The sequence below is a fragment of the Paracoccus sp. KKT209 genome, from assembly GCF_055635455.1.
On record NZ_JBVMWB010000003.1, the window covers coordinates 36,134 to 47,377 of the forward strand.

Annotated in this window: 9 protein-coding genes, 1 pseudogene and 1 other annotated feature; of the genes and pseudogenes, 3 read left to right on the top strand and 7 right to left on the bottom strand. The window is 60.1% G+C overall.

The genetic code is table 11. The features are described from left to right. The first annotated feature begins 74 nt into the window (after nucleotides 1–74). A complete protein-coding gene (locus ACZ2G3_RS18055; RefSeq protein ID WP_470399930.1) occupies nucleotides 75–1,082 on the top strand; it encodes an AI-2E family transporter in 1,008 nt (335 codons plus the stop codon). 699 nt (nucleotides 1,083–1,781) lie between these two features. Here the strand turns inward: ACZ2G3_RS18055 and ACZ2G3_RS18060 are convergent. From ACZ2G3_RS18060 to ACZ2G3_RS18085, 6 genes and pseudogenes are all read right to left on the bottom strand, one after another. Next, nucleotides 1,782–3,010 (bottom strand): IS3 family transposase gene (locus tag ACZ2G3_RS18060; protein WP_470399931.1). Its coding sequence is split into 2 segments (ribosomal slippage): nucleotides 1,782–2,725 and nucleotides 2,725–3,010, totalling 1,230 coding nucleotides; the frame shifts between segments, so codons are not numbered across the junction. Next, nucleotides 2,613–2,729: a sequence feature (AL1L pseudoknot), on the bottom strand. Its footprint overlaps the gene before it by 117 nt. A 55-nt stretch (nucleotides 3,011–3,065) precedes the next feature. Continuing rightward, nucleotides 3,066–3,275 (bottom strand): annotated as a pseudogene (locus tag ACZ2G3_RS18065) (acyl-CoA thioesterase); the annotation flags it as partial. 211 nt (nucleotides 3,276–3,486) lie between these two features. After that, the gene (locus tag ACZ2G3_RS18070; protein WP_470399932.1) at nucleotides 3,487–4,479 is read right to left on the bottom strand and encodes a calcium/sodium antiporter; all 993 of its coding nucleotides are present in this window, start codon (nucleotides 4,477–4,479) and stop codon (nucleotides 3,487–3,489) included. Nucleotides 4,480–5,105: 626 nt separating this feature from the next. Beyond that, on the bottom strand, nucleotides 5,106–5,396 hold the full coding sequence (locus ACZ2G3_RS18075; protein WP_470399934.1) for a type II toxin-antitoxin system RelE/ParE family toxin: 291 nt from the start codon (nucleotides 5,394–5,396) through the stop codon (nucleotides 5,106–5,108). A gap of 2 nt (nucleotides 5,397–5,398) precedes the next feature. Beyond that, nucleotides 5,399–5,662 carry a type II toxin-antitoxin system ParD family antitoxin gene (locus ACZ2G3_RS18080; protein ID WP_470399936.1) on the bottom strand — a complete coding sequence of 88 codons (264 nt, stop codon included), beginning with the start codon at nucleotides 5,660–5,662 and terminating at the stop codon, nucleotides 5,399–5,401. Between the two features lie 608 nt (nucleotides 5,663–6,270). After that, nucleotides 6,271–7,203: an IS5 family transposase gene (locus ACZ2G3_RS18085; RefSeq protein ID WP_470395316.1), complete on the bottom strand. Its 933-nt coding sequence runs from the start codon at nucleotides 7,201–7,203 to the stop codon at nucleotides 6,271–6,273. A 264-nt stretch (nucleotides 7,204–7,467) separates the two neighbouring features. Between ACZ2G3_RS18085 and ACZ2G3_RS18090 the strand changes: the two genes are divergently transcribed. Together ACZ2G3_RS18090 and ACZ2G3_RS18095 are read left to right on the top strand one after the other, a co-directional pair. Next, a complete protein-coding gene (locus ACZ2G3_RS18090) occupies nucleotides 7,468–8,733 on the top strand; it encodes a calcium-binding protein (protein ID WP_470399938.1) in 1,266 nt (421 codons plus the stop codon). Nucleotides 8,734–9,401: 668 nt separating this feature from the next. Beyond that, complete coding sequence (locus tag ACZ2G3_RS18095; RefSeq protein ID WP_470399939.1) at nucleotides 9,402–10,211, top strand: 5'-methylthioadenosine/S-adenosylhomocysteine nucleosidase; 810 nt, start codon at nucleotides 9,402–9,404, stop codon at nucleotides 10,209–10,211. 402 nt (nucleotides 10,212–10,613) lie between these two features. On the opposite strand, the gene ACZ2G3_RS18100 is transcribed toward ACZ2G3_RS18095, so the two are convergent. After that, nucleotides 10,614–11,174: a phosphoribosyl-AMP cyclohydrolase gene (locus tag ACZ2G3_RS18100; RefSeq protein ID WP_470399941.1), complete on the bottom strand. Its 561-nt coding sequence runs from the start codon at nucleotides 11,172–11,174 to the stop codon at nucleotides 10,614–10,616. Between the last annotated feature and the right edge of the window lie 70 nt (nucleotides 11,175–11,244).

Here is an 11,244-nt window from a genome sequence, read left to right on the forward strand (position 1 = left end):
AGAGGGAGACAACGGTGAACAGGCAGCACGGCGGCCCTCTCACGCGCTCTGAAGCCTGGAGGGTCCTGCAGGTCATGCTGATCGCGCTGGCTGTCATCGTGGCCGCGCTGTTGGTATGGCGCCTTACGGATGTGCTTCTTCTGGCGTTCGGAGCTATCCTGACGGCAGTGCTCCTGCGGGCGCTGTCGGACTTGGTAACGCGCTATGCCCCTCTCTCCGACCGGTGGGCGCTGGCGCTCTCCGCGGTGCTGGTGGCGGCCGTGCTGTTGGGGTTCATCGCCCTGCTGGGCACGCAAGTACAGGAACAGTTCAACACGCTGGTCGAGGGCGTGCCGGATCTCATCAAGGCAGTCGAGGAGGCGCTTGGCACCTCTGGCCTTCGGTCATGGCTTGAGGAGCGCCTGACGGGTGTGCTTAGCGGTGGCGGCATGGCCGCCAATGTCGCCACCTATTCGGGCACGATCCTCTCGACGATCGCCAATATCTTCCTGGTGATTTTCGCTGGCATCTACCTGGCGATCGACCCCGGCCTCTACAGGCGCGGCTTAGCCAAGTTGTTCACCGCCAGGCCACGGGATGAGGTCGATGACACGCTTGTGGTCGCAGGAGAGGCGCTGAAGCTATGGCTGCTGGGGCAGCTGATCGCGATGGTGCTGGTAGGGATCCTGACAACCGCAGGTCTCATGCTGCTTGGCATTCCCTCTGCTTTGGCCTTGGGCCTGATCGCGGCACTGCTGGAGTTCGTGCCGTTCATAGGCCCTGTTCTTGCGGCGATACCTGCCATTGCGCTTGGGCTGACAGAGGGGCCGGGTACCGCCGCAATGGTGCTCGGCCTCTACGTGCTGGTCCAGCAGATCGAAGGCAACATCATCACCCCTCTCGTTCAGCAACGCACCGTCGATCTGCCGCCTGCCATCACGATCTTCGCGATCCTCACCTTCGGCGTGCTGTTCGGGCCGGTGGGTATCTTGTTTGCGGTTCCTCTGGCCGTGGTCTCATATGTCGTGATCCAGAAGATCTGGATGCAGGACGTTCTTCATGAAGAAACCGACGTTCCCGGCGAAGAGAAGATCAAAAGCTGAGCATGGCGGCTCTTCTTGGCCGAGGCTTGCGAACTCTCACTCACCTGCATCGCGATCATGTCTCGCGTCCGGGAACCCGGCAATTTTTGGAACAAACGCGGCCTCAGATGCTTGAGGGCCTCGTCAGAGCGAACCAAGGGCCGCCGTATCACTGTTCGATGCGGCGACATGCCAGCGGGCCTCTAGGCGAGCCCAAAGCATTGCTTAATGCGGACTGCCATAAGCTATGCCGGAAAGTCCCGGAGATGGTCCGGCTGTTAATGGCGCCGACCTCTTCAGGCCGATCTCTTCGACCACCCAGGCCTCCTTGGCGACAACGGTTTCAGCGGTTTATTTTTCCGCGTCAATTGTGCGTTCTGGAACTTCGTCCCAAAGACGGTAAGCGGTAGCTATGACATCGGGCGCTTCTTGTAAGGCAGGAGCATTTTGACCTTATCACTTCGCCCCTATTCCCTATCCTTCGGCAGAAATGCACGGGCTATCTTGTCCGCAATCCGGCGCGGTCGCCGGGTTGCCGCATCAACGCAGCACCACGAACTGCGGACCTCGGCGATCAGCTCATCTCCGCGTTGAAAGAGAGTCGTGAAAGAAGCCCGTGATCCGCGCGTTCCGGTCGCGGTGACGAGAGCCTCCACCTTATCATCGAGAAAGAGCGGCAGCTGAACCGCGCCGGGTTTTCCGGAGGCTGATTGGGATTAGTTACGCGGCCATGTCTTCAGCTTCCAGAGCAGCGTAGAAGTTTGCCTCCGCTTCGGCCGGCGGGATGTTCCCGATCGGCTCGAGCAGGCGGCGGTTGTTGAACCAGTCTACCCATTCGAGGGTGGCATATTCGACAGCCTCGAAGTTGCGCCACGGCCCACGACGGTGGATGACCTCGGCCTTGAACAGGCCATTGATCGTCTCCGCCAAGGCATTGTCGTAGCTATCGCCGACACTGCCGACGGAAGGTTCGATGCCGGCCTCGCCCAGCCTCTCGGTGTATTTGATCGACAGGTATTGCGACCCGCGGTCGGAATGGTGGACGAGCCCCGCGCCCTTGGCTGGGCGGCGATCGTGGACAGCCTGTTCGAGGGCATCGAGAACGAAGCCTGCATGGGCTGTTTGGCTCGCCCGCCAGCCGACGATCTTGCGGGCATAGGCATCGATGACGAAGGCGACATACACAAACCCCTTCCAGGTGGCGACGTAAGTGAAATCGCTGACCCAGAGCATGTTCGGCGCAGGCACGCGGAACTGCCGGTTCACCTTGTCCAGCGGGCACGAGGCCTTCTTGTCGGGGATCGTAGTCTTGTGCGGCTTGCCCCGGATGATGCCTTGAATACCCATGTCCTTCATCAGTCTGGCGACTGTGCAACGGGCGACATCGAAGCCTTCCCGATCCAGCTGACGCCAGACCTTGCGCACGCCGTAGACGCGCCAGTTCTCTTCGAAGACACGCTCGATCTCGGGCCGCAGCGCTGCGTCGCGCCGGGTGCGATCCGACAATCGGGCCGGATCGGCCCGCTTCGCCAGGTGATCGTAGTAGGTGGACGGGGCGATCGGCAGAACCCTGCAGATCGGCTCGACCCCGTGCTTCCCTCGCTGATCGTCGATGAACCCGACCATCACTTCGACCGGCGGTCGAGCTCCGCCATCGCAAATTATGCGCTCGCCTTGCGCAGGATCTCGTTGGCCTGGCGCAGTTCCCGGTTCTCCCGCTCCAGCGCCTTCATCTTCTCTGCCATGTGGGTCGGGATGCCAGAGCGCTTGCCGCTGTCGACCTCGGCCTTCTTGACCCACTCGTTCAGGGTCTGCGGCGCACAGCCGATCTTCGCGGAAATCGACATGACTGCCTGCCAGCGCGATCCATGCTGACCCTCATTGTCGAGAACCAGGCGCACTGCACGCTCGCGCACTTCGGGGGAAAACTTGTTCGTCGTCTTGCTCATGATGCTCCATCCTACTCAGGAGTTGGAGCCTCCGGCAAACCCGGAGCGGTTCAAGCCGATAAGTGATCTCGTGCTTGAGAGCGACCCAGAGAAGCTCTGCCTGTGCTTCGGCGGGTGAACGATTACGCCAATACTGGACCACGGCCTCCTGCACCCAGTGAAGATAGACGGCGTTGTTGACATGGCCCATGCCGTCGATTTCCTGTGGAGTGATCGTGATAGGGTAATGGAACGTAGGTATGGGAGATGACTTGTTGCTTTTCATCTCATGCCTCTCTTGATGCGGCGCACGAAACTGCGGGCTAGGTCATGCCACACATCCCGGCGGCGCTCTGCAGCGCCGCGTGATCAGTGGTCCTTATGAGGAAGCCAAGCCTGCATTGTATAGCCTCGTCCCCCTCCATGATCGACGCAACACCTTCGCGGCCAGCTTCCAGGCCTCGTTGGGAAGGAACGTCGTTCTCCCGACGCTTAGGCTACGGCCAGATCAGTGCGACATAAGCCACATAACATGCGAGCAGAATGATGCCCTCAATGCGGCTGATGCGCTTGCCCGTAAAAGCGAAAATAACCAACAGAAGTGAGGCCCCGATCATGACCAGATTGTCGAAACGAACGATCTCGCTTGGAACGTTGGTGGGGGAAATCAAAGCCGTAAAGCCCCCGATACCAAGGATGTTGTAGATGTTCGACCCGACGATGTTGCCGAAAGCAACCTCGGTCTGTTTGCGGAACGCGGCCATGACCGACGTTACCAGCTCGGGCATCGACGTTCCGACGGCTACGATCGTCAGCCCGATCACGGTTTCTGAGATCGAGAACGAGCGTGCCAGGCCAACGGCACCCGTAACCAGAGAATCACCGCCCAGTACGACCAGAGCCAGTCCGCCAAGAGCAATCAAGATCGATATGAGCGCTGATTTTCCGATATCGGCACCGGGCTTGAGCGCAGGGTCTGCCTCCTGCACCGCCAGTGATTTGTCGAATGCCGCGCCGTGTGCTGCGTTTGAGGCGCCGGTGGCGACAGCCCGCTCTTGCCAGAAGGCTGCGAAGACGTAGACCATGAGCGCCGTCACGAAGATCAGGCCTGCGACCACCCCCATGGGCACGAGCGCGGCAACGATCGCGAAGATGACCGCGACCAGCACCATGATCGTACTGTCTCGCTTCAAGGCATTCGAGGATACCGTGATCGGCATGAGAATTGCGGCGATCCCCAGAATTAGGAGGATATTGGCAATGTTTGATCCAACGATATTGCCGTAAGCAATTCCCGGCGATCCACTAAGTGCAGCTTGAACGGAGGTCACAAGCTCGGGTGTGGACGTTCCGAAACCAACGAGCGTTAGTCCGATGACAAGCGGTGAGACGCCAAACCGGTTTGCGACTTGAACGGCTCCGCGAACCAGCAGTTCGCCGCCAATCACCAGCAGGATCAGACCTCCAGCAAGCTGAAGCGCTATCGGCATGTAACTTCCCTTCTATCATCGTTCCTTCTAGCCTGACTCGGATGAAGGTGCCCTTCAACTGCGATCATGTACCGGAACGACGTGCCCACTGCCCGACCCTGACGGTCGGATCTCCGCACCGCCGTTGCAAATAAAGCTTCACCCAACGAGCAAGTATGACCCAGATGACGACGGTAGGACTGGCGGAAAAACGAGGGTTTTTCTTTAAGCCGCCTGTCTAACGGAAAGTAATGCAAGGCCGTCGCTCGTGGAAGCTTCTCAGAAGTCCGGTGCGCCGTTGATCTTTGCTGGCGGCTGGAGAAGCACCGTCAGAAAACCTTTGGTTTGCCTGCGGTTTCGGATGAGACTGTTCTGGGCCTAAGGAAGTACATAAAAACTTTTGCTGAAATCTGTGTCACGTTGCCGGGTCTCCACAGTCTTTTCTGACGAGCTGGCCTTGCTCCCGGAGGTGGCTCAGAGGTGGCGGTGCTGGTTCGAGTTCGACCCTCAGGATCGGAGACCGCTACAAGGGTGGCAGCCGATGGGAGCACTTATGACCGGCAGCTGAAGGCTCTTCACCTTGCTCTTTTGCATTAGCAAAAAATTTCCGCTTTCAGCAACTTGTCCCACAGAGCTACCACCAGCCATTAGCCAAACAAGCGGGACAGATCGCGCGCTCCATGCAGCACTCGCACAATCCACACCTCTTCTGCTACTTCAATGAAGAAGATGAGGTATCGGCCGTGCCGCGCTGACCGCAGCCCCGCGTGGAGCTCGTTTCGGAAGGGGAAGCTGCCCGGACGCTCTGCCGCCTGAGTCATCCGCTCTTCAATTTCAGCCACGAACAATGCTGCTCGCTCCGGGCTGTCTTGAGCAATGAAGTCACCAATCTCGATAAGATCCGCCCGCGCGGCGGGCAGAATGACTAAGCGGGGCATGCTCAGGACTTGGCAGCGTAACGCGCGCGCAGCTCAGCAAACACTTGATCAGCCGGCACCCCAGGGCCGCTGTGGAGTCCGACTTTGATGGCCTCCCGCAAAGCTTCCAGGTCGCGGCGTTCTGCATCACGGCTCCGCGTCCACTCGCGCAGTGCCTCCCGCACAACTTCACTAGTCGATGCATACTCTCCGCCTGCCACAGTCTGACGGAGGGTCTCCGCAAGCTCAGTCGGCATTGTGATGGTCATTCGTTCAACAGCGGGCATAACATCACTCCTAGGAGATAGCATACTCTCTCATACTTATGACGCCTTTTCCACTGGTCAAGTGTGTCGCGTCCGTTAGTCCGCTGACCGCACGTGTCACTGGAGATGTACCAACAGCTTATCCAAACTTTCTAAGCCTCTGGTGCATGCGGGTCCGTTCAGGGACTCTGACCGGACAGCGCCGAGCGCGTCGGCCACCCCTTGTCATAGCACGGGCAAGGTTGTCTCAGATAGGCGGTACGATGATCGTCTCAGTCATGGGGGTCCTTTGCGGACGAAATGACTGGTACCCTGATCGGCTACGCCCGCTGCTCGACCGACAAACCAGTTTGGGCATTCGGTAATTTGAGTCATCTCCGGAGTTCGTAGACGTCACAGCGGATGTCGGTGCAGTATAAGCACATGAGGAAAAAGCCGCCCTTGCCGTCACGTTAGCAAAAATAATGCGCTGTTTATCGATCGCCTGATGCCATTACTCTTGAGCAACATATGGTTCCGCCGCGGCTGTCCGGCAAACCCCCCTAAATTCTGCGGAACATCCGACATCTTGCGGGGGCGATGTTGCGCAAATCAGCCCCGAGCATAACTGCCCCCTTTCCCGCCATTCTTCAGCGGACTGCTTCGATCTCGGCCCTGCCAAGGGCCGAGAAGCGGTTCATGATGGCGATGCGGATCTGGATTTCGGCGGTCTGGCGGGCGGGGTCTCGTGACATGATCCTCTCGCCGAAGAGCTTCAGGCAGTTCATCAAAGCTTCGACCCGACTTCGGGCGTGATAGCCGGTCCACTTCTTCCAGAGCGCCCGGCCCAAGCGCCTGGTTGCCCGCAGGATCTCATTTCGCGCGGCAGCAGCGGGACAGTCTTCTTTCCAGGCGCGGCCATTGCGCCGGATCGGTATGACGGCATCCGCGCCTCGGTCGATGATCGCGCCATGGCATCGTCGTGTATCGTAAGCACCATCTGCGGTGACCGTGCCGATCGTCTCTTCCGGCGGGATCTGCGCCAGAAGCTCCGGCAGCAGCGGGCTGTCGCCTTGGCGGCTCGAGGTCAACTCGACCGCGCGCACATCCCCGGTGCCCGCGTCCATGGCGAGGTGGACCTTTCTCCATTGCCTCCGGCGTGACGGGCCATGTTTGCGGGTCTGCCACTCGCCGTCCCCGCGGAACTTGATACCGGTGCTGTCGATCAACAGGTTCAGGGGCTGCCCGGACGCGCGATACGGGACCTGCACCGCGATCCGCGCCTGCCGGCGGCACAGCGTCGAATAGTCCGGAACCGGCCAATCAAGCCCCGCCATCTGGATCAGGCTTTCAACCAGCCCGACCGTCTGCCGGAGCGGAAGCCCAAAAAGCACTTTCAGGGTCAAGCAGGTCTGGATGGCAGCGTCCGAGAAGGTCTCGGGTCGCCCGCGCTTGCCGGTCTTGTCGGCGTGCCAGACCGTCTCGGGATCGAACCAGACCGACAGCGAGCCGCGCTTGCGCAGCGCCGCATTGTAGTCTGACCAGTTCGTCGTGCAGTAGCGGATCGGGGAAGGCTTCGGCATGCCCTCGACCTAACCCTCAGGACGCGCTCAGTGAATCCCCCTCACTGAGATGTGCAACAAGGTCTCTTGCGGGCACACGATCACAGAACCTTCGCGCTGACACCGCATGTCGCCGCTTGGCGGCTGAAGATGTCAAACCATCTGCCAATAATGACTCAAATGCCAAACACTAAACATTTTGGTTAATCGACCGTTCATGAATAAGGACAAACTATATCAGAATGCTGCCCGGCGCTGCCGGCCTTACGTGGATGGACCCTGAACATGAACGCTTTTATCCGGGCGACCAACAACAAGCTTCAGGTGGTTGCGGAGACGAATTTGACTGCAATCGATCCTGCCGCCCTCGAGGCCCTGGAGGAGGCGTTCGCAGACGCTCTCGAATCCACGATCACCGCGAACGAGCGGGCTTTCGGCAACCGCAAGGAGGCCAGGGAGAAGCTGTTCGAAGCATCCTCCGACTCACTTGAAGACGCGTTCGAAGCCGAGCAGGACGCGCGCGAGGAGGCTTTCGAGCAGGAGATGGAAGCTCTCGAGGAGGAAGCGGAAGCTGGAGGCGACGAGGACGCCATCGAGGCAACCATGGAGTCCCTGCGTGAGGCCTTTGAAACTGCTCAGGAGGCACGGGAAGAGGCTTTTGAACGTGCCCTTGAGTCGGCGGAGTCGGAATTCGATGAGATATCAGATGCGCATGAGAACGCATTCGCGGACTATGCAGATCATACCTCCGGCGGCCGCGGCAGGGACCTCCTCAAAGGTGGCGACGTGCGCGACTTCCTTGACGGAGCAGCAGGCAATGATGTTCTCAACGGCTTCAAGGGTGCAGATTTCCTCAAAGGTGGGACGGGCTGGGATAAACTCTATGGCGGCGCGGGCATCGACAGGCTCGAGGGCGGCATAGGGCAGGACATGCTGGATGGTGGCGTGGGAGGCGACGACCTGAGCGGCGGTGACGGGCGCGACATTCTCAAGGGCGGCTTTGGAGCGGACGTGCTCGCGGGAGGCATTGGGGGCGATCAGTTGATCGGAGGCCACGGGCACGACCGTCTGGATGGCGGTCTCGACAATGATCGCCTTTTCGGCGGAAACGGCCAAGACACACTTTCCGGAGGGACTGGAGACGACCGGTTGAACGGCGGCAAAGACACTGACCTTCTCGAAGGCGGCTCAGGGGATGACGGCCTGTTCGGCGGCCAGGGCAACGACACTCTCACCGGTGAACTGGGCAATGACAGCCTCATGGGCGGTGCAGGCAACGACCGTATAGATGGCGGCCACGGCAGCGATATCCTGATTGGCGGCGGCGGCGCGGATGTTTTCGTTTTTGCTGAAGGCCATGACATCGTGCGCGACTTCCAAAGCAATGACATCGTCGACCTTAGCGGGATCGAAGATCTGAACGACTTTGACAGTTTGCTCGCCACGGCCATTACGGCAGAGGGAGGCGTGGTTTTTGACCTTGGACTCAACTCGCTCACATTGCAGGACGTGCAAGTCGCTGACCTGACCGCAGAGCAGTTCATGTTCTAAAGGGAGCTGCAGCATTTGCAGGTTGCCGCCGAGATGCTTTGCGTCCGGCTGCTAAAACGAGCGATCATGAAAGAGGCCAGCACTGCCGGCCTCTTTTCTTATGGAATGAGGCCGAACGCGAGCATTGACGACAAATACTCATCCGCTGCTTTTGTAAGAAATGACAGGCATGTAACGGCGGGGAACTGCGCCTGATAAAGCCGTAGGAACTTTTGCCTCAAGTAACCTTTGCACCGACGTGCTCGTAACGCGAACGCCCGGCTTGGTCATGCAAAGCAGTTCATCTTCGGCCCGCCTCCGCATTTGAGACGTCTTGGCCCTTGCGCAGGCCATACGGCTGCAGTTGTAGCGGATGGTAGCAAGGTCTCAATCTCGACCTCACTTGTGGTTCAAAAAATCTAGCGTTTTAAGGCTGACAGATCGAACCGTTGTCAAGGAACGATCGGTGGCAGCACATGGTCCTCCCGATTTCCGGGCAACGATGCCGCGCCCGTGGGCAGTCGGCAAGCCGTGATGCCGCTACATGGACGGGCACTGGTGGATCGCGAGGGGGCGGACTAAGCCGGTACGGAACTGCATCATGTGAAAGCTATGCCCATGCCCGCCCTCCGCACCGCCCTTGCCACCCTTGGCTGCCTCTGGCGGCCGAAACCCCTCGCATTGCCGTCATGTCGGCCTTCGAGCCGGAATGGATCAGCCTGCAGGCCGATCTGGAGGGGGCGGAACACCAGACGATCAACGGGACCGAGTTCATCACTGGCACCCTGTCCGGACAGGACGTGGTCCTGTTCCTGTCCGGCGTTTCCATGGTCAATGCCGCAATGACCACGCAACTGGCGCTGGAGCGTTTCGACATCGAGGCGATCGTCTTTTCCGGCATCGCGGGCGGCGTTGATCCGCAACTGAATATCGGCGACGTCGTGGTGGCGTCGGAATGGGGCCAGTGGCTGGAAACCGTCATGGCGCGCCAGACCGGAAACGGATTTGAGCTGCCGGGCTTCCTGTCCTCACCCTTTCCCAGTCACGGGATGATCTTTACCCGCGAAACCACCGTTGCCTCGGGGCGAGGTGAGCCCGAGCGGCGGTTCTGGTTCCCGGCTGATCCGGCCCTGCTGGCGGTCGCGGAAGAGGTCGCTGCCGAAACCGAACTGGCGTCCTGCAACGCCGACAACGACTGCCTAAGCGCGGCACCGCAGATCCGCATCGGCGGGCACGGCGTATCGGGGTCGTCCTTCATGGACAATGCGGACCTGCGCGAATGGCTGTCTGTAACTTTCGAGGCTCAGGTCGTGGATATGGAGTCCGCGGCGGTGGCCCAGGTGGCATGGGCCAATCAGGTGCCCTTCATTGCCTTCCGTTCGCTGTCCGACCTGGCCGGCGGCGGCGAGGCCGAGAACGAGATGGGCGTCTTCATGTCACTGGCTTCGGAGAATTCCGCAACCCTGGTCAAGGCGTTCCTGGCAGCGATGCCCGAATAAGGAAAGGCCGGATCAAGGAAAGGCCCCGGATCGCTCCAGGGCCTTTCGTTTCAGTGGAGAGGATGGCGGTTTTGTTTCCAACGCCGATCTTACGATTGGTGCTATACTGCGCCACGCATCAAACGTCCGCTTTTGGGAATGCTGCCAAGCAGCATTTCCGCTCGACCATCGGCGGCTATGGGCCGATCATGATTGCCGCACTTGCGAAAGGGCCTCTCATGCCGCGGCTCGCATGAATGTCGGTGATCGGGCTTTCGCATCGATGCTATGCACACCCCTGAGCATCCGCTTCAGTCAAATCGACATGCCACTTCGCCGTGAGGCAGAACGACCGGCGAAAAAGGCGAAGCTATCTGCCACCAAACAGCGGTACTGGCAGAAGCGATGGCTCCGGCCCTGCGCTTATTTCGCGGCGAACGGCAGCGAAGAGTGGTGCAGGACGATCCGCAGCTCCCCAGCCTCGTCCAGCTGAAAGCCCCAGGTCTTGTCCACCGTGGTAACGGCGCCGTCTGGTCCGGTGATGTGGACCTGTCCCATCGTCATGGCCGTGTTCTGGCTTATGAAGATGGCTGCGTTCTCGACTTCGACCTCGGACCAGGCATTCAGCGCGAAGCCTTTGTCCGCTGGAAAGGCGGCGTCGTGCCCGACGAAGTAGGACAAGGCGCCGTCCCGGGTCGTGCGAAAGGTATGCGGTGCGGCGGCAAGCGTCGGCTTGAAGAGGACAGGCCCCATCTCGAAGCCATAGAGGGTATCCAGCGCCGCCTCGGCCTCCTGGCGCGCCATCGCGATCCCGCCCGACGCATGCGCCGCAGAAATCCGCACCAAAGCCGCGCCCCAGGCAGCCTGCGCGGCCTCGACCTGCTCTTGCGTAACATTCGCCTCCTGCTCGGTGGCGGTCACCGCGAAGGCGGGGCCTGAGAACGCCAGTATTGCCGTACAAAGGGTGAGGGCACGAAGGATCATGGTCGGGTTCCTTAGGATCAGGTTCACGGGGCGCAGGCGCCTGTGGCAGCAGGAGCGTACGTGCCTAGGG

What these genes read in the sequence shown, in the direction of transcription:
- ACZ2G3_RS18055 (WP_470399930.1), top strand. Translation starts at nt 75, where the DNA reads ATGCTGATCGCGCTGGCTGTCATCGTGGCCGCGCTGTTGGTATGGCGC.
- ACZ2G3_RS18070 (WP_470399932.1), bottom strand. Translation starts at nt 4,479, where the DNA reads ATGCCGATAGCGCTTCAGCTTGCTGGAGGTCTGATCCTGCTGGTGATT.
- ACZ2G3_RS18075 (WP_470399934.1), bottom strand. Translation starts at nt 5,396, where the DNA reads ATGCCCCGCTTAGTCATTCTGCCCGCCGCGCGGGCGGATCTTATCGAG.
- ACZ2G3_RS18080 (WP_470399936.1), bottom strand. Translation starts at nt 5,662, where the DNA reads ATGCCCGCTGTTGAACGAATGACCATCACAATGCCGACTGAGCTTGCG.
- ACZ2G3_RS18085 (WP_470395316.1), bottom strand. Translation starts at nt 7,203, where the DNA reads ATGCCGAAGCCTTCCCCGATCCGCTACTGCACGACGAACTGGTCAGAC.
- ACZ2G3_RS18090 (WP_470399938.1), top strand. Translation starts at nt 7,468, where the DNA reads ATGAACGCTTTTATCCGGGCGACCAACAACAAGCTTCAGGTGGTTGCG.
- ACZ2G3_RS18095 (WP_470399939.1), top strand. Translation starts at nt 9,402, where the DNA reads ATGTCGGCCTTCGAGCCGGAATGGATCAGCCTGCAGGCCGATCTGGAG.
- ACZ2G3_RS18100 (WP_470399941.1), bottom strand. Translation starts at nt 11,174, where the DNA reads ATGATCCTTCGTGCCCTCACCCTTTGTACGGCAATACTGGCGTTCTCA.